General features: G+C 62.6%; 17 protein-coding genes. 12 read left to right on the top strand and 5 right to left on the bottom strand.

What is annotated here, in order from left to right:
* Positions 1–109: 109 nt before the first annotated feature.
* Together AC07RO_RS03805 and earP are read right to left on the bottom strand one after the other, a co-directional pair.
* Entirely contained in the window at positions 110–679 is a 570-nt protein-coding gene (locus AC07RO_RS03805) for an elongation factor P (protein WP_037011849.1), read from the bottom strand.
* A gap of 87 nt (positions 680–766) precedes the next feature.
* Positions 767–1,912, bottom strand: coding sequence for an elongation factor P maturation arginine rhamnosyltransferase EarP (gene earP, locus AC07RO_RS03800; protein WP_495085299.1), 1,146 nt, complete (start codon positions 1,910–1,912; stop codon positions 767–769).
* 123 nt (positions 1,913–2,035) lie between these two features.
* On the opposite strand from earP, the gene AC07RO_RS03795 reads away from it, so the two are divergent.
* The 12 genes from AC07RO_RS03795 to AC07RO_RS03740 all read left to right on the top strand — a co-directional run bounded on the left by AC07RO_RS03795 (position 2,036) and on the right by AC07RO_RS03740 (position 13,598).
* Complete coding sequence (locus AC07RO_RS03795) at positions 2,036–2,431, top strand: hypothetical protein (RefSeq protein WP_495085298.1); 396 nt, start codon at positions 2,036–2,038, stop codon at positions 2,429–2,431.
* Between the two features lie 44 nt (positions 2,432–2,475).
* Positions 2,476–2,958, top strand: a complete 483-nt coding sequence (locus AC07RO_RS03790; protein WP_495085343.1) for a GreA/GreB family elongation factor — start codon at positions 2,476–2,478, stop codon at positions 2,956–2,958.
* Between the two features lie 123 nt (positions 2,959–3,081).
* The gene (locus AC07RO_RS03785; RefSeq protein ID WP_065993044.1) at positions 3,082–3,288 is read left to right on the top strand and encodes a hypothetical protein; all 207 of its coding nucleotides are present in this window, start codon (positions 3,082–3,084) and stop codon (positions 3,286–3,288) included.
* 102 nt (positions 3,289–3,390) lie between these two features.
* Positions 3,391–3,951 (top strand): DUF1003 domain-containing protein, encoded by a 561-nt coding sequence (locus tag AC07RO_RS03780; RefSeq protein ID WP_423572797.1) that lies wholly within the window; start codon positions 3,391–3,393, stop codon positions 3,949–3,951.
* 395 nt (positions 3,952–4,346) lie between these two features.
* Positions 4,347–5,150, top strand: a complete 804-nt coding sequence (dkgB, locus tag AC07RO_RS03775) for a 2,5-didehydrogluconate reductase DkgB (RefSeq protein ID WP_192172788.1) — start codon at positions 4,347–4,349, stop codon at positions 5,148–5,150.
* A 520-nt stretch (positions 5,151–5,670) separates the two neighbouring features.
* Positions 5,671–6,408 carry a FadR/GntR family transcriptional regulator gene (locus AC07RO_RS03770; RefSeq protein ID WP_065993032.1) on the top strand — a complete coding sequence of 246 codons (738 nt, stop codon included), beginning with the start codon at positions 5,671–5,673 and terminating at the stop codon, positions 6,406–6,408.
* The gene (locus AC07RO_RS03765) at positions 6,405–7,409 is read left to right on the top strand and encodes an ABC transporter ATP-binding protein (protein WP_495085297.1); all 1,005 of its coding nucleotides are present in this window, start codon (positions 6,405–6,407) and stop codon (positions 7,407–7,409) included. Before AC07RO_RS03770 ends, AC07RO_RS03765 begins: the two co-directional genes overlap by 4 nt.
* Positions 7,406–8,539, top strand: a complete 1,134-nt coding sequence (locus tag AC07RO_RS03760) for an ABC transporter ATP-binding protein (RefSeq protein WP_495008879.1) — start codon at positions 7,406–7,408, stop codon at positions 8,537–8,539. Before AC07RO_RS03765 ends, AC07RO_RS03760 begins: the two co-directional genes overlap by 4 nt.
* The gene (locus tag AC07RO_RS03755; protein ID WP_346626546.1) at positions 8,536–10,035 is read left to right on the top strand and encodes an ABC transporter substrate-binding protein; all 1,500 of its coding nucleotides are present in this window, start codon (positions 8,536–8,538) and stop codon (positions 10,033–10,035) included. The genes AC07RO_RS03760 and AC07RO_RS03755 overlap by 4 nt, the downstream gene beginning before the upstream one ends.
* A 43-nt stretch (positions 10,036–10,078) precedes the next feature.
* Positions 10,079–11,023, top strand: a complete 945-nt coding sequence (locus AC07RO_RS03750) for an ABC transporter permease (RefSeq protein WP_037011865.1) — start codon at positions 10,079–10,081, stop codon at positions 11,021–11,023.
* The gene (locus tag AC07RO_RS03745; protein WP_244655934.1) at positions 11,023–11,931 is read left to right on the top strand and encodes an ABC transporter permease; all 909 of its coding nucleotides are present in this window, start codon (positions 11,023–11,025) and stop codon (positions 11,929–11,931) included. The genes AC07RO_RS03750 and AC07RO_RS03745 overlap by 1 nt, the downstream gene beginning before the upstream one ends.
* 71 nt (positions 11,932–12,002) lie before the next feature.
* On the top strand, positions 12,003–13,598 hold the full coding sequence (locus AC07RO_RS03740; RefSeq protein ID WP_495085296.1) for a gamma-glutamyltransferase family protein: 1,596 nt from the start codon (positions 12,003–12,005) through the stop codon (positions 13,596–13,598).
* Between the two features lie 297 nt (positions 13,599–13,895).
* Here AC07RO_RS03740 and AC07RO_RS03735 read toward each other — a convergent pair whose 3' ends face one another.
* From AC07RO_RS03735 to AC07RO_RS03725, 3 genes are all read right to left on the bottom strand, one after another.
* A complete protein-coding gene (locus AC07RO_RS03735) occupies positions 13,896–14,246 on the bottom strand; it encodes a DUF202 domain-containing protein (RefSeq protein ID WP_495008876.1) in 351 nt (116 codons plus the stop codon).
* Complete coding sequence (locus AC07RO_RS03730) at positions 14,243–14,671, bottom strand: YidH family protein (protein WP_495085295.1); 429 nt, start codon at positions 14,669–14,671, stop codon at positions 14,243–14,245. Before AC07RO_RS03730 ends, AC07RO_RS03735 begins: the two co-directional genes overlap by 4 nt.
* A 587-nt stretch (positions 14,672–15,258) precedes the next feature.
* Complete coding sequence (locus tag AC07RO_RS03725; protein ID WP_495085294.1) at positions 15,259–16,572, bottom strand: L-fuconate dehydratase; 1,314 nt, start codon at positions 16,570–16,572, stop codon at positions 15,259–15,261.
* Between the last annotated feature and the right edge of the window lie 143 nt (positions 16,573–16,715).

The raw sequence follows: 16,715 nt of genomic DNA, 5'->3' as shown, positions 1-16,715 counted from the left end.
GGTCAGCGTGTCTCGCAGCTCGCTTTTACATCACCCACAAAAAAGCCCGACTCGATGGTCGGGCTTTTTCATTTCCGGCATGACATCACCGGCATTACAAAAACTGTGCTTATTTGGCACGGCCTTTGTAGGAACCGCCTTCACGGGTGTCGATTTCGATCTTGTCACCGATTTCGATGAAGTCAGCAACCTGCAGCTCGGTGCCGTTGGCCAGCTTGGCCGGTTTCATGACCTTGCCCGACGTGTCGCCACGAGCCGAACCTTCGGTGTAGTCGACGGTGCGCACGATGGTGGTCGGCAGCTCTACGGAAACCAGACGGTCTTCGAAGAAGATCGCTTCGCAGACGTCGGTCATGCCTTCTTCAACGAATGGCAGAACGGCTTCGATGTCTTCAGCGTTCAGCTCGTACATGGTGTAGTCGGTGGTGTCCATGAACGTGTAAGTGTCGCCGCTGATGAAAGACAGCGTGGCTTCTTTACGGTCCAGGATCACGTCTTCCAGCTTGTCATCGGCGCTGTAGACGATTTCGGTCTTGTAGCCGGTCAGCAGGTTCTTCAGCTTGGTCTTCATGATCGCGCTGTTACGGCCCGACTTGGTGAATTCAGCTTTCTGAACCAGCCAAGGATCGTTTTCCAGCTTGATCACGGTACCGGGTTTAAGCTCTTTACCAGTTTTCATTACGAGTATCCGAATTTGGATGAAAGATCTTTCTAAGCCCTGTACGAAAAGCCACTTTTCGTACAGGGCTTAATACAAGGCCGCGTATCATATCCAACTTTGGTAAAACCTTACCAGCGCAGTCGTCAGATCGTCCTGCAAGGCCTGTTCCAGAGACCAGCGCTGGGCATGGGCGGCCAGTTCGTCGGTATGTTGTTCAAGCGCATTCCAGCCCTGGGTCATGTCTTTTCCGCCATTCCAGCTGCGCCAGACCTCGGTCAGCGCCTGCTGCGCCTCCTCCGACAAACCCACCCGGTACAGCTCCAGAAACGCATCGAGCTTGGCCCAGTGGGCGTCGTCATCCTGCTCGTAGATGTGCCAGATCAGCGGCCGCCCCGCCCATTGCGCGCGGACGAATGAGTCTTCGCCGCGCACCACATTGAATTCGCAGCACCACAACAGCCGGTCGTAGTCTTCCTGGCGCACAAACGGCAGCACCTGAATCGTCAGGCCATCGCGCACATGCACGGCGCCCGCCTTCAATTCATCCACGCCCAACCAACGCTGAACGTCGCCCAGAATACGGCCTTCAGGCACCAGCAGATGGGTCGTCCGATCAGCCCGGGCCAGACAATCCAGCCAGCTGCCAAGGCCGGCGTGTTCGTAGGCAAACAGCGACATCAGCCGCGCGTCGGCGTGGGGCGCGATGTTTAGGCGCTGGAGAAAGAACTGCCGCACGGCAGGATCCGCGTGAAACGCCCGACGCTTGTCGATCAGGCCCGCTTCACGCAGCAACCCGCCGGTTTTGTCGGTGAAGCCGGGGAAGAAGAAATACTTGCGCAGGCCCGAGGACTGGATCGACGGCAGGCCGTGGCAACCGGAGACCCAGTCCTCGGCGCTGAGGTATTCGAGGTTGAACCACAGTGGCCGCTTCTCTCGCCCGAGCATGGCCTCGATGTAGTCCGGCGGCAGGCGACAGGCGAAGGCTTCAACCACGACGTCCGGCAGCTCGGCCGGTTGCCACGTCCTGGGCCATTCCTTCGGCCAGTGACAGACGGTCACGCCGTCGCGTACTTGCGCTTGCGCCAGCGGATCGGCACCCGGGCACAGCCGCGCGAAGGCGTTCAGGTCATCGATCCAGAGGCGAACCTTCAGGTCGTGTTCGGCGACCAGTTGTCGGGCCAGGCGAAAGGTCACGCCGACGTCGCCGAAATTATCGACAACGCTGCAGAAAATATCCCAAGAGGCTTTCATCCGGGCTCCCTGAGGATGTTCAAAAAAACCGATTGTCCTTCATTGCGGCGCAGAATCACCAGCCCCGGTCGTGCGACAATCGCTGCCACCGCTGGCCACATGCATACAAGTCTGGAGTCTGTCATGTACGTCAACCACCGCGAACTGTCCGTCACGCTGCGCCCGCTCAAGCTGATCCTGTCGATTGCCGCCGGTATCTGGCTGGGCTTTCTCGCCGTCCTGCTGAGCCTGTGGCTGATCTATAAAATGCTCCCCGCCGAGCAGACCCAGGCGCTGAGCAATGCGGCCGCGCAGATCACCGCCCCGTCTGCGGCCAAGCCTAAGCCGGAAAGTGATAACCCGATGTTCGATCAGTACCGGCAGATTCTGCGCGACAGCGAAGCGCGACAGACCCAGGAGGCCGAACAGGCGGAGCGGCAACGCAGCTTCAACGGGCCCAAGTGCCAGTTCTGGATGCAGCAGAACCAGACCGCCCCCAGCGAGAAAAGCCGTGCGAGCGTCTATCAGTTCTGCGGTTGAATCCCTTTGTCGAGCCATTCCATGTCCGTAAACACTCCATGCCCGTGAATAAGCAAACCGTCCTGCAGTGCATCGTCGAGAAGCTCCAGGTCGATCTCGATGTGGCGGTGCGGGCCGCGCAAACGGCGTACGAAACCGCGACCCACGAAGAGAACATCGCCGAGAACAAGTACGACACCCTTGGGCTGGAGGCGTCGTATCTGGCGGCGGGTCAGGCGCGGCGCGTGGAAGAAATCCGCCAGTCGCTGAACCTGTGTCGCAACCTGGTGCTCAAGCCGTTCGATGACCAGCGCGGCATCCAGACCGGCGACCTCATTGCCCTTCAGGCAAGCAGCGGCGCGTATCAACTGCTGTTTCTCGGGCCTGACGCAGCGGGCCTGAAAATCACGGTCGACGAGCAGGTGATAACGGTGATCACGGCACGCTCGCCACTGGGTCAGAGCCTGCTTGGCAAGTTCGATGGCGATGAGGTGGAAGTGGTGGTGAACGGCAGCCGTCAATCGTTCGAGATCACGCAAATCCTGTGACCCACTGATCATTTGCAGGGTTGTAGCGTCTGACTTTTTGTGGGTAAGGTGCAGGGTCGCACCACAAAGGGTGAACCCCGGAACACGGAGCCGGGGACACGGATTTAACCAAGGAGATATTTCATGACGAACGTCATCACTTTTCCTGACGCCCATGAACGTGATCGCCTCAAGTCCAGTGACCACCACGGGTTGAGATACCTGAACAAGAAAGAGCGACAACTGATCGACCGCCTGCGCATGACCAGTCACGCCGGCCGCCAGTACGTTTACGACTACGCCAGCATCATGCAGCGATCCAAGCCGCTGTACCCCGAACCGGTGGACTGACGCGGCTCACTCGGGACACACGCCGGTTCAGCAGAGGTTCAGTACAACGCCAGGGGGTGTGGGCCTATAGTGGGCAGATGTTTCTGTCTTCAGGTAAGCCTCATGCCCACTGCAACGCCTGTCCCTTCGCCTGCGGAACCGGGCACGCCCGCCGCCAACGCGCCGGTGGATCACCTGCGCTTTCACAAACGCCACGCGCACCTGGCGCCGACCTTTGGCACCGATGCCTTCGCCCTCAAGGCCGAGGCGTTCGCGCGCTTCTTCGGCACACCCACTTTTCTCGGCGCACAGACGCTGCTGGTGTTGCTGTGGGTGGGCGCCAACCTAAGCGGGCTGGTGTCGTTCGATCTCTACCCGTTCATCCTGCTCAATCTGGCATTCAGCCTGCAGTCGGCCTATGCCGCGCCGCTCATTCTATTGGCCCAGACCCGACAGGCCGCCCGGGACAAGGCCAGTGCCGATGCCGACGCGGAGCACCGTGAAGCGCTGGCGACGGCCAACGAAGAGCGTATGGCCCGCGCGGCGCAAAACACCGCGCAGATGCTCGAGCTGCTGGAGCAGAACACCCGACTCACCGAAATGACCAAAGTGCTGACCGAACGGGTCGAAGCGCTGACGGCGGACATGCACAAGCATTTCGTGAAACGCGATGGGCATGTTTGATCTGAGGTTCATGTGCTAGCGCGCTTCCATCACGGCCGGCGGCGCACGTGTAATCTGGAGTCAGACGCGATACCTGTGGGAGTGAGCTTGCTCACGAAGGCATTGGTACATCCGCTGAATTTCCTGTGGCTGAAGCAGGGTCTTCGTGAGCAAGCTCACTCCCACAGGATCTTCATTTCCTACATGCATCGCAGCGTCTGAGGAGAGGCGCGGCCCCTGCGGGAATCACATTTCACTGAACGATCACACCTACACGCTGCCCCAAACTCCATGGCATTCATGATCCCCCGTCAAAAGTCCCGTGCCCGCGCTGTGGTTTTTCCCTGCCAGCCGACGCGGGATACTGGGCATCTGCTTCGCTCATCCCCTTTCCCCCCGAACCCTGGAGTCTTCCCATGACTGTTCCCGCATTTGGCCTCGGCACCTTCCGCCTGAAAGATCAGGTTGTCATCGACTCGGTGAGCAACGGCCTCGACCTGGGCTATCGGGTGATCGACACCGCGCAGATCTACGGCAATGAAGCCGAGGTCGGTCAGGCCATCGCGCAAAGCGGCGTGCCCCGTGACGAGCTGTACATCACCACCAAGATCTGGACCGACAACTTCGCCGCCGACAAGCTGATCCCGAGCCTGAAGGAAAGCCTGACCAAGCTGAAAACCGATCACGTCGACCTGACGCTGATCCACTGGCCATCGCCGAAAGGCCAGGTGCCGGTCGCCGAATTCATGGGCGCGCTGCTGGAAGCCAAACAGCAAGGCCTGACTCGCGAGATCGGTATCTCTAACTTCACCGTCGCGCTGATGAAAGAAGCCATTGCCGCGGTCGGCGCCGAAAACATCGCCACCAACCAGATCGAGTTGCACCCCTACCTGCAAAACCGCACCGTGGCCGATTTCGCCAAACAGCACGGGATCAAGATTACGTCGTACATGACCCTGGCCTACGGCGAAGTGCTGAAGGACCCGGTGATCGAGCAGATCGCCCAGCGCCACAATGCGACGCCTGCACAAGTGACGCTGGCGTGGGCGATGCAGCTGGGTTACGCGGTGATCCCGTCGTCGACCAAACGCGCCAATCTGGAAAGCAACCTGAAAGCCGTGGACCTGAAGCTCAGCGAAGACGACATGGCGCAGATTGCCCAGCTGGACCGCGGTCATCGCCTGACCAGCCCGGCCAGCCTCGCGCCGCAGTGGGATTGATTTGAGCATGAGACCAGAGCGATCCATCTGACACCCTGCTACCTGGATGCAAATATGGCTCCTGTGGGAGTGAGCTTGCTCACGAAGACGGCAATTCGACCAATGAAGATGCAGCGGATGTAATGGCCTTTTCGCGAGCAAGATCGCTACCACACGGGCCAGTGTGTGCTTGGCCAGAGCGGGGTGTCAGGAAATGGAAATCCCTCAACACCCGCCCTGAGCCCTGAATCCAGCGCCCCTTAATAACGCAGCCGAACCATAAACAGGCGCCCTGCCTGGCCCATTGCTAAAATTGGTTCGCTTCCCGCCTGAACCAATCCCGCCCCTCCCCGCGAACCAGACTTCCGAACCATTGCCGATTGGCCCGAACCGCCGGGATCACGCCTGTCCGCACGCCCGGCCATCGGACCTCGCCAGTGAACCAATTTCCATTGGCATCGCTATTGCACTCGTCCTTATAGCCCAGCCGTGCTTCACAAGGCGGCCAGGCCTCCGGTTTACCCCGTGACGAGAGACGCAGATGGACAGCATCGACACCGACGCAACCCACGACACTTCGTCGAAGATGGCCCTCGACGCGCTGCGCCAGCTGGTTGCGCAGCAGGCGGCGTTTCCCCAGCGGCCGTTGCCGACCGAGCGCGACCTGGCGGTGGATTTCGGCGTCAGTCGCCGGGCCATTCGCCGCGCGCTGGCGGTGCTGGAAGCCGAGGGTCATATCTGGCGGCGGCAGGGCAAGGGCACGTTCGTCGGCCCTACCCCGCCGAGCGCGGCCATGAGCTTTGCCAAGCTGTCGAGCCGGACCAATTTCAGCGAGGTGATGGAAGCCCGTATCTATCTGGAACCGGCACTGGCCTCCCTGGCCGCCCTGCGCGCCAGCGGCGAACAGATGGCAATCCTGCGTCGTCTGGCCGAGCGCACGACCCATCAGCAACACGCCAGCGAACCCGACGCCGAAGGCATCGAGCTGTGGGACAGCGCGCTGCATCGCGGCATCGCCGAAGCCGCCGGCAACCGCCTGATGCTCGATATTTTCGAAATGCTCGACGCGATCCGGCTTGACCCGGCATGGCGCGACCTGCGCCAACGCGCCCGCAACACCGACCGCCTGAGCACCTACAGCCACGATCACCACGACATCATCGGCGCCATTGAAAGTCGCGACCCGGCCAAGGCCGCCACCGCCATGCGCGGTCATCTGCGTGCGCTGCAACAGGCGCTCGATCACGTCATCCAGCAAGACCTCGAGGCCAGCGTATGAGTGCTTCACCCGCGAACACCCCATCGGTACTGAGCGTCAGCGACCTCACCGTGCGCTTCAAGGATGCCCCGGCCAACGTCGTCGACGGCGTGTCGTTCGCCATTCAGCCGGGCAAGACCCTGGCCATCGTCGGCGAATCCGGCTGCGGCAAAAGCGTGACGTCCATGGCATTGATGGGCTTGCTGCCCGACACCGCGACGGTCCAGGCCAGCGCCTCGAACCTGCTGGGCGAGCCGTTGCTGGGCATGTCCGACGAGCGCCTGCTGGACATACGCGGCAATCGCATGGCGATGATCTTTCAGGAGCCGATGACCTCGCTCAATCCGGTGTTCACCATCGGCGATCAGATTGCCGAAAGCGTGATTCGCCACCAGGGCCTGTCCGCCAGCGCCGCCCGCCAGCGCGCGCTGGAAATGCTGGAAAAGGTCCGCGTGCCCGACGCCCTCCAGCGCCTTGATGCTTACCCCCACGAGCTGTCCGGCGGCATGCGTCAGCGCGCGATGATCGCCATGGCGCTGGCCAATGACCCTGCGCTGATCATCGCCGACGAACCTACCACCGCCCTGGACGTGACCATTCAGGCGCAGATTCTTTCGCTGGTCGCCAGCCTCCAGGCCGAAACCGGCACCTCGATGATGCTCATCACCCACGACCTCGGCGTGGTCGCCGAAGTGGCCGACGAGGTCATCGTGATGTACGCCGGGCGCGTCGTCGAAAGCGGTTCGGTCAAAACCCTGTTCGACGATCCGCAGCACCCTTACACCATCGGCCTGATGGGCTCGATGCCCTCGGCCGGCCCCCGCGAAGGACGGCTGGCGACGATCAACGGCCGCGTCCCCACGCCGGCTGAAATGCCCAGCGGCTGCCGCTTTGCCAGCCGTTGCCCGTTCGTCATCGGCGCCTGCCGGGAAGCCCGTCCGCCGTTGCTGGAAGTCTCCGCCGGGCATTTCGCTGCGTGCATCCGCGTGCCACTTGAACAGCATCTGGGAGTCAGCGCATGAGCCTGTCAGGACAACAGATCGTTGAAGTCGGGAGCGTGGAAACGGCGCTCGACAAACCGATTCTGGAAAGCATCGCGGTGAGCAAACACTTTCACAGCGAAGCCGGCTTGTTCCAGCGCAAGAAGCCGCCGGTTCAGGCGGTCAACGAGGTGTCCCTGGCCGTGCGCCGGGGCGAGACTCTGGCGCTGGTGGGTGAATCCGGCTCGGGTAAATCGACCCTCGGCCGGGTGCTGCTTAACCTGCTCAAACCGACGGCGGGCGACGTTATTTATGAAGGCCGCAATCTGGGCAACCTGCCCGCCGACAAGCTGCGTCAAGTACGCCGGGATCTGCAGATCATTTTCCAGGATCCGTTCGCCTCGCTGAACCCGCGCATGAGTGTCGAATCGATCATCGGCGAGCCGATCTGGCTGCACCGTGACGACAGCCGCAGCGCGCGTCAGGACAAGGTTGCCGAGCTGCTGCGCACGGTGGGTCTGGCGCCGGAGCACGGCAGCCGCTTCCCCCACGAATTTTCCGGCGGTCAGCGTCAGCGCATCGGCATCGCCCGGGCGCTGGCTTCGGAGCCACGGCTGATCCTCGGCGACGAACCGGTGTCGGCGCTGGACGTCTCGGTGCAGGCCCAGGTGGTCAATCTGCTGGAAGACCTCAAGCACCAGTTCGGCCTGACCCTGCTGATCGTCGCCCACGGCCTCGCGGTGATCCGCCACATGAGCGACCGCGTGGCCGTGATGTACCTCGGCGAGATCGTCGAACTGGCGCCGGTCAACGCGCTGTTCGAAACGCCGTTTCACCCTTACACCCAGGCGCTGATGGCCGCCGTGCCGGTCAGTCACCCGGACCTGCGTCGCCCGCGCCCGCTGCTCGGCGGTGACATGCCAAGCCCGAGCAAGCCGCCGTCCGGTTGCCGTTTTCACACCCGTTGCCCCCACGCGAAAGCGCTGTGCCGGGAAGTGAAGCCGCTTTTCGAAACCGTCGAGCCGGGGCGTCAGGTGGCCTGCCATTACTGGCGCGAAATCGCCAACGCCGGCGCCGGTTCGCTGATCGTGCCGACGCCCAGCGCTGCCTACAGCCAGCGCCTGAATCTGTTTAAAAGCCATCAAGCCCTTTCTCTGGAGAGTCAGCCATGAAATTCGCCCACCTGATGACAACCACGTTGTTGCTACTCGCTGCGAATGCGGCTGTCGCCGAAACCACCCTGCGCATCGGCATTCAGGACGACCCTGACATGCTCGACCCGCACCGCTCGCGCACTTACTCGGGGCGTCTGGTCTACACCGCGCTGTGCGACAAGCTGGTCGACGTCAACCCGGACCTGACCTACGCGCCACAACTGGCCACCGCCTGGAATTGGAGCGAGGACGGCAAGACGCTGACCATGACCCTGCGCGACGGCGTGACCTTCCACGACGGCGAGGTGTTCGACGCCGCCGCCGTGAAGTTCAACCTCGACCGCGCGCGCACCCTGCCCGACTCCCTGCGCAAGAGCGAACTGGCGTCGGTGGACAGCGTTGAGGTGATCGACGCGAAAACCGTGGCGATCAAGGTCAAGCAGCCCGACGCGACGCTGATCTCGCAACTGTCGGACCGCGCCGGGATGATGCTCGCACCGAAGGCCTCGGCGACCGACGTGGCTTCGAAACCGGTGTGTTCCGGGCCGTACAAATTCGTTCAGCGCGTGCAGCAGGACCGCATCGTGCTGGAGCGCTTCGACAACTACTGGAACAAGCAGGCGTACCACTTCGACAAAGTGATTTTCCTGCCGATTCCAGACACCTCGGTGCGCCTGGCGAACCTGCGTTCCGGCGACCTGGACATCATCGAGCGCGTCGCGCCCACCGACGTGAAGACCGCCAAGGCGGACAGCCACGTCCAGGTGTTCAGCACGCCGGGCCTGGGCTACATGCAGTTGATGTACAACACCAACAACGGCGACAAGGCCAATAACCCGCTGGGCAAGGACAAGCGCGTGCGCAAGGCCTTCGAGCTGGCCATCGACCGTGACGCGATCAATCAGGTGGTCTTCGAAGGCCTGTACGCGCCGAGCGCCCAGCCGTTCCCGAAAAACAGCCCGTATTACGACAAGGATCTGCCGGTCCCGACCCGCGACGTCGACGCCAGCAAAAAACTGCTCGCCGAAGCCGGCGTGAAGACGCCCCTCAGCGTCGAGCTGAAAGTCGCCAACAACCCCATCGCCCAGCAGGTCGGCCAGATCATTCAGGCGATGGCCGAAGAGGCCGGCTTCAAGGTCAATCTGATCGCCACCGAATACGCCACGCTGCTCAGCGAGCAACAGACCGGCAACTTCCAGATCGGCATGAGCGCCTGGTCGGGCCGTCCTGATCCGGATGGTGATATCCACCAGTTCGTGACCTGCAAGGGTGGCCAGAACGACGGGCATTTCTGTGACCCGAAACTCGACGAGCTGCTGAACAAGGCGCGCACCGTGAATGATCAGGCCCAGCGTCAGGCCATCTACTTCGAGGCCCTGCGCCTGCTCGCCGAAGACGTGCCGACCAGCTACCTGTATTTCGATCCACGAATCATCGCGATGCGCAGCAACCTCACCGGTTTCGTGCCCAATCCCGATGGTTTGATTCGCTTGAACAACGTCGCTTTCAAATGACAGCGGCGCCCGTGGACTACCGCTTCGGCCGCGAGGATTCGTCATGCTGACTTTCATCCTGCGACGCCTGCTCAGTGCCATTCCGACGCTGATCCTGGTTTCGCTGTTCGTCTTCACCCTGCAAAAGCTGCTGCCCGGTGATCCGGTCCAGGCCATGGCGGGTGAAGAGCGCGACCCGGCGGTGATGGAATACCTGCGCGAGAAATACCGGCTCAACGACCCGCTGCCGCTGCAATATGTGCACTGGGTCGGCAATGTCCTGCAGGGCGACTTCGGCACTTCACTGCGCACCGAACAACCGGTGACCGTGCTGCTGGCGTCGAAGCTGCCTGTGACCATCGAGCTGGCGGTGCTGGCGTTGATCATCGCGTTGGTGATCGGCATTCCCACCGGAGTGATTTCAGCGGTGCGCAAGGGCACGTCGGTGGATTACGCGGCCAACGTGTTCGCCCTGTCGGGGATCTCCATTCCGCACTTCTGGCTGGGGATTCTGTTGATCATGATCTTCGCCGTGAAGCTGCAATGGCTGCCGGCGTCGGGTTTCGTGCCGCTGGGTGAAGACGTCGGGCAGAACCTGAAAACCCTGATCCTGCCGGCCTTCGTGCTGGGCGCCGGGCTGTCGGGCGTGCTGATGCGCCACACCCGCAGCGCGATGCTCGAAGTGCTGCGCGCCGACTACGTGCGCACGGCTCGGGCCAAAGGCCTATTCCCGCGCACGGTGATTCTGAAGCACGCCCTGCGCAACGCGCTGATGCCGATCGTCACGCTCACCACATTGCTGTTCGGTGAATTGCTCGGCGGCGCGGTGCTGACCGAGCAGGTGTTCAGCATTCCCGGATTCGGCAAGATGATTGTCGATGCTGTGTTCAACCGCGACTACGCCGTGGTGCAAGGCGTGGTGCTGTGCGTCGCGATCGGCTTCCTGCTGCTGAATCTGCTGGCCGACGTGCTCTATCGCCTGATCAATCCGCGTCTGAGGACTGCCTGATGACTTCGATTGCGACCCATCCTTCAGCGCCGCTGAATGCGCCGTCCCAGGCACCGTTGAAAGAACCATTGCGGCCGCGCACGCGTTCGCCGTTTGTGAAGAAATTCCTCGCCAACAAGGGCGCGGTGGTCGGCGCGGTGGTGCTGATCATCTTCATTCTTGCCGCGCTGCTGGCGCCGTGGATTGCGCCCCATGATCCGCTAAAGGCCAACTTCCTCGCCGTGCGCAAGGCGCCTTCGCTGATCTACTGGCTGGGCACCGACGAGCTGGGCCGTGACCTGTTTTCCCGCCTGCTCTGGGGTGCGCGCAGTTCGCTGCTGGCCGGCGGGGTTTCGGTAGCGATTGCCATGGTCATCGGCGTGCCGCTGGGCCTGTTGGCCGGTTACTTCGGCGGCAAACTCGACGCGGTGATTTCGCGCATCATGGAAGCGCTGTTGTCATGTCCGTTTCTGGTGCTGGCGATTGCCCTGGGCGCGTTTCTCGGCCCGAGCCTGAGCAACGCGATGATCGCCATCGGGCTGTCGGCGATGCCGATCTTTTCGCGCCTGACCCGCGGTCAGGTGCTGGCAATCCGTCACGAAGATTACCTTGAGGGCGCCCGCGCCATCGGCCTGCCGGACCGCTGGATCATCTTGCGCTACGTGCTGCCGAACGTGCTCTCGCCGCTGGTGGTGCAAGCGACGCTGACCATCGCTTCGGCGATCCTGGCGGAGGCGAGCCTGTCGTTCCTCGGCCTGGGCCAGCAACCGCCCTCGCCGTCCTGGGGCTCGATGCTCAACACCGCGAAGAACTTCATGGAACAGGCGCCGTGGATGTCCATCGCGCCGGGCGTGGCGATCTACATCACCGTGCTGTGCTTCAACCTGCTGGGCGACGGGCTGCGTGATGCCCTCGACCCGAAAAGCTGACGGCTTTGATGCCCGTAGGCTCGAAAGCTGCGCCTCTATAACCGATCAACTGCCAAGAAGAGAACGACTGCATGTTCGATGATCTGGATTACAGCCAACCTTACGCGTCCGCCCGCTCGCCGGTGATGGGCAACAACATGGTCGCCTGCTCCCAACCCCTGGCCGCACAGGCCGGACTGGACATGCTGCGTCAGGGCGGCAACGCCGTTGATGCCGCCATCGCCGCCGCCATGGTGCTGACCGTGGTCGAACCCACCGGGTGCGGCATCGGCAGCGACGCCTTTGCCATCGTCTGGGACGGCAAGACGCTGCAGGGCCTGAACGCCTCGGGCCGCTCGCCGAACGCCTGGACGCCGGAGCATTTTGCCGGTCAGCAGGAAATGCCCCAGCGCGGCTGGGCCTCGGTGACGGTGCCGGGAGCAGTGTCGGCCTGGGTCGCATTGTCCGAGCGCTACGGCAAGCTGCCCTTCGCCACCCTTGCCGCAGCCGCCATCGGCTATGCGCGGGACGGTTATCAGGTCACACCGATCATTGCCGAACTGTGGCGGCGCGGCGCCGGGCTGCTGAAGGATCAACCGGGCTTTGCCGAGTGCTTCCTGCAAGGCGGCAAAGCGCCAAAGGCCGGCGAGAAAGTCACGCTGAAGGATCACGCGAAAACCCTGGAGCTAATTGCTCAGACCAAGGGCGAAGCGTTCTATCGCGGCGAACTGGCTCAGGCGATGATCACTCACGCTAACGCCAATGGCAGCGTCATGAGCCTTGAGGATCTGGCGAACCACCGGGTGGACTGGATCGACACCTTGTCGGTGCCGTACGCCGGCGCCGTGGTTCACGAACTGCCGCCGAACGGCCAGGGCATCGCCACGCTGGCGGGCCTTGGAATAATGGAAGCGCTGGGCGTGGGTGAGCAGCCGGTGGACAGCGTCGAGACCGTGCACCCTGTGCTGGAAGCGATGAAACTGGCGCTGGCCGACCTCAACCAGCACGTCACCGACAACGATCACATGCGCGTCGCCGCTGAACACATGCTCGACCCAGCCTACCTTCGCGACCGCGCGGCATTGGTCGGCGAACAGGCGCAAGACCCGCTGCATGGCGCGCCCAAGGCCGGCGGCACGGTGTACCTGTCGGCGGCGGACGAGAGCGGCATGATGGTCTCGTTCATCCAGTCGAACTACATGGGTTTCGGTTCCGGTGTGGTGGTGCCGGGCACGGGCATCAGCCTGCAGAATCGCGGTGCGGGTTTTACCCTGGACCCTAATCACGTCAACACCGTGGCACCGAGCAAGCGGCCGTTTCACACCATCATTCCGGGCTTCGTGATGAACGCCGACGGCACGCCGTTGATGTCCTTCGGCCTGATGGGCGGGCCGATGCAAGCCCAGGGGCATTTGCAGATGATGCTGCGGATTCTTCGCTACAAGCAGAACCCGCAGGCCGCTGCTGATGCGCCGCGCTGGCGCATCGAATCCGGCCTCAAGGTCGCGGTTGAGCGCTCGTTTGATCCGAAGGTGATTGAAGCGCTGCGCGCCAAGGGTCATGACGTGGAGGTTGAAGACCCGAGCGGCGTGTTTGCGTTTGGCGGCGCGCAGATCATCCAGCGCACGGCCCATGGGTATGTGGGCGGGACCGATCCGAGGAAAGATGGGTTGGTGGCGGCTTATTGATCTGACAGGGATTTGGTGGAGGCCCCTTCCCGGCTGAAGCCGGTCCCACTCGATCCTACGGCTGACGCAAAACCTGTGGGAGCGAGCTTGCTCGCGAAGGGGCAGGAACGTCCGCAAGATCTTCAGCGGCTGAAATGCCGTCTTCGTGAGCAAGCTCACTCCCACAGGGATCGAGTCAGCTGAGAGATTGCGGCGTGTCAGACAACTGACAGGTCACTGACAGACCTGATTTTGCGGGCAAGGTAGGGCGCCACTCCGATCGCTCCTACAGGGATTTCATTAGACCCATGCCCTTCTTCAGCCAGACACCACCGCAACAATCCCCACCAGACTCAACACCATCACCGTACAACCCAGCACCGCCACCTCACGCAACGGTGGTGGGATGCGCTCTTGGGTCATCCCTCGGGCGCTTTTGCGGTAGCGGGCGTTGAGGCCGATCTGGATCAGGATGCCCGCCATCAGCGAAAGGATGACGGGCAGCAGGGCCACCCACCCAAACGGCGGAATCCAGCGCAGGAACAACAGGCACACGCCGATCAACGTCAGCAGCGTGCGGCGCCAGGCCAGCAGTGTGCGTTCGGGTTGCAGGCCGGGATCGTCGTGGCGCACGGGCGTCGACGATACGGCATGTCCGCGCCGGTTCACGCCGCGCCGTAAATCAGAAAGACGATCAGCCCCGCCGCCACCAGTGCGCCGCCCAACGACAGAATCGGCACCAGCACTGGCAACGGCAGCGGCTTGCGTTGACGCATCGCCCGCTCGACTTTCAGCCAGCGCACGCAGGCACTGGCGCTCACCAACAAGGCCAGCACCAGCAACGACAGGGCCACGGCCCGACGCAGACCGGGGCTGAACACGTCGCTGGTGAAGGCTTCGACCGCGATGCCACCGGCGAGAAACGCCAATGCCGTGCGGATCCAGGCGAGAAAGGTGCGTTCGTTGGCGAGGGTGAAGCGCGGGTCAGGCTCGCAGCCGCCACCGAGCAGCGAAGCCGAGAGCCGATCACGCTCCGGCGGCGTGACAGGGGCATGGGCGGGAGGGATGACGTTGCCGGGCTCGGAGGAATTCATGTCGCACCGTGGTCGGGTAGATGCGACGGATCATACCGGTCATGCCCGGGAAAGGCCCGTGTCCACAGCGACATGGGGGTGTCTGTTGGCGCAGCGCGGGGTTTCTCAAATAGGGCCATGTCACCGATATTCGTGGCGATGACGAGCGTGTGGGAGTGAGCTTGCTCACGAAGAGGCCGGTACAGCCGTTGCATCTTCTGTGACTGGAACGCCGCTTTCGTGAGCAAGCTCACTCCCACAGGATGGTGGGCTGACTCAATATTTAGGCCAGTTCGGAGGACTTGTGGGAGTGAGCTTGCTCACGAAGGGGCCAGTACATCCGCTAAATTTTCAGCGGTTGAAACGCAGTCTTCGCGAGCAAGCTCGACTCCCACGGGATAGTGGGCTGCCTCGATATTTCGGCCAGTTCGGAGGACCTGTGGGAGTGACCGGGGTGGCGCTCCACCTTGCTCGCGAAGGGGCCGGGACATTCAGCCACTTTCTCTGATGGCTGAAAGTCAGTCTTCATGAGCAAGCTCACTCCCACAGGGTCTATGTTTGCTGCGCCACCGTGCAGCATCCGTGAGACGGAGTGACCAACATTTAAATCATCTGTTGGCAGCCAGCTCCATCCACACTGCGCCATCGGGATACTGATACCGCTCCAGCGTTTCGGCGTGCATTTCGATGCTGTACCCCGGCCGCTGCGGCGGCATGTAGCGGCCGCGGCGGATGACCACCGGATCAAGGAAATGCTCGTGCAGGTGATCGACGTACTCCAGCACGCGTTTGTCCAGGGAGCCCGATACGGCGATGTAATCGAACAGCGAGATGTTCTGCACGTATTCGCACAACCCGACGCCGCCGCCGTGGGGGCATACCGGGATGTCGAATTTGGCCGCCATCAGCAGCACGATCAGCACTTCGTTCAGCCCGCCCAGCCGGGCCGCGTCGAGCTGGCAGAAATCCAGAGCGCCGGCCTGGAACATCTGTTTGAACATCACCCGGTTGTGGCAATGCTCGCCGGTCGCCACGCCAATCGGCGCGATGCGCTGACGGATCGTCGCGTGGCCGAGGATGTCATCGGGGTGGGTCGGCTCTTCGATCCACCAAGGCTCGAACGCCGCCAGCCGGCGCATGTTGCTGATCGATTGCTCGACGCTCCAGACCTGATTGGCGTCCATCATCAGCGTGCGCTCCCAGCCCAGTTCGTCCCGCAGGATCGCGGCGCGGCGCATGTCTTCTTCGATGTCCGAGCCGATCTTCTGCTTGATGTGGGTCCAGCCCTCGGCCACGGCTTCGCGGGCGAGACGGCGCATCTTCTCTTCCGAATAACCCAGCCAGCCCGGCGCGGTGGTGTAGCCGGGATAGCCCTCCTCCCGCATCTGCGCCTCGCGCTTCGCTTTGCCCGGCACTTGCCGACGGAGCAAGGCGATGGCTTCTTCCGGGGTGATGGCGTCGGTGACGTAGCTGAAGTCCAGGCACTTAACCAGCTGCTCGGGGGTCATGTCGGCCAGCAGCTTCCAGACCGGCTTGCCCTCGGCCTTGGCCCACAGGTCCCACACCGCATTGACCAGCGCGGCGGTGGCCAGATGGATCACGCCTTTTTCCGGCCCCAGCCAGCGCAACTGGCTGTCGCCTGCGGTGATGCTGTGCCAGAAGGCGCCCATGTCCGCAGTGATCGATTCCAGGCTCAGCCCCACCACGCAGGGCGCCAGGGAGTGAATCGCTGCCGCGCAGATTTCGTTGCCACGGCCGATGGTGAACGTCAGGCCATGGCCCTCCAGCCCGTCGGACGAATCGGTGTGCAGCACGACATAGGCGGCGGAATAGTCCGGCGCGCTGTTCATCGCGTCGGAGCCGTCGAGGGACAGGGAGGTGGGGAAGCGGATGTCGCGGACGGAAATGGAGGTGATCTGCATAGTGGGCTCTTATTGTTTGTGGCAACGCATACCTGTAGGAGTGACCGGGGTGGCGTTCCACCTGCTCGCGATTGCAGCGTGCCAGTCAACGCTTCAGTACCTGATCAATCGCCATCGCGAGCAAGCTCACTCCTACAGTCATA

It is taken from the genome of Pseudomonas sp. GW821-FHT07F05 (genome assembly GCF_059418765.1).
The sequence above is the reverse complement of the archived record's forward strand: the minus strand, read 5'-3'. Positions and strand labels throughout refer to the sequence as shown.

Bases quoted from the DNA above. Each gene is read 5' to 3' on its own strand.
- AC07RO_RS03805 (WP_037011849.1), bottom strand. From the start codon at position 679: ATGAAAACTGGTAAAGAGCTTAAACCCGGTACCGTGATCAAGCTGGAA.
- earP (WP_495085299.1), bottom strand. From the start codon at position 1,912: ATGAAAGCCTCTTGGGATATTTTCTGCAGCGTTGTCGATAATTTCGGC.
- AC07RO_RS03795 (WP_495085298.1), top strand. From the start codon at position 2,036: ATGTACGTCAACCACCGCGAACTGTCCGTCACGCTGCGCCCGCTCAAG.
- AC07RO_RS03785 (WP_065993044.1), top strand. From the start codon at position 3,082: ATGACGAACGTCATCACTTTTCCTGACGCCCATGAACGTGATCGCCTC.
- AC07RO_RS03780 (WP_423572797.1), top strand. From the start codon at position 3,391: ATGCCCACTGCAACGCCTGTCCCTTCGCCTGCGGAACCGGGCACGCCC.
- dkgB (WP_192172788.1), top strand. From the start codon at position 4,347: ATGACTGTTCCCGCATTTGGCCTCGGCACCTTCCGCCTGAAAGATCAG.
- AC07RO_RS03770 (WP_065993032.1), top strand. From the start codon at position 5,671: ATGGACAGCATCGACACCGACGCAACCCACGACACTTCGTCGAAGATG.
- AC07RO_RS03765 (WP_495085297.1), top strand. From the start codon at position 6,405: ATGAGTGCTTCACCCGCGAACACCCCATCGGTACTGAGCGTCAGCGAC.
- AC07RO_RS03760 (WP_495008879.1), top strand. From the start codon at position 7,406: ATGAGCCTGTCAGGACAACAGATCGTTGAAGTCGGGAGCGTGGAAACG.
- AC07RO_RS03755 (WP_346626546.1), top strand. From the start codon at position 8,536: ATGAAATTCGCCCACCTGATGACAACCACGTTGTTGCTACTCGCTGCG.
- AC07RO_RS03750 (WP_037011865.1), top strand. From the start codon at position 10,079: ATGCTGACTTTCATCCTGCGACGCCTGCTCAGTGCCATTCCGACGCTG.
- AC07RO_RS03745 (WP_244655934.1), top strand. From the start codon at position 11,023: ATGACTTCGATTGCGACCCATCCTTCAGCGCCGCTGAATGCGCCGTCC.
- AC07RO_RS03740 (WP_495085296.1), top strand. From the start codon at position 12,003: ATGTTCGATGATCTGGATTACAGCCAACCTTACGCGTCCGCCCGCTCG.
- AC07RO_RS03730 (WP_495085295.1), bottom strand. From the start codon at position 14,671: ATGAATTCCTCCGAGCCCGGCAACGTCATCCCTCCCGCCCATGCCCCT.
- AC07RO_RS03725 (WP_495085294.1), bottom strand. From the start codon at position 16,572: ATGCAGATCACCTCCATTTCCGTCCGCGACATCCGCTTCCCCACCTCC.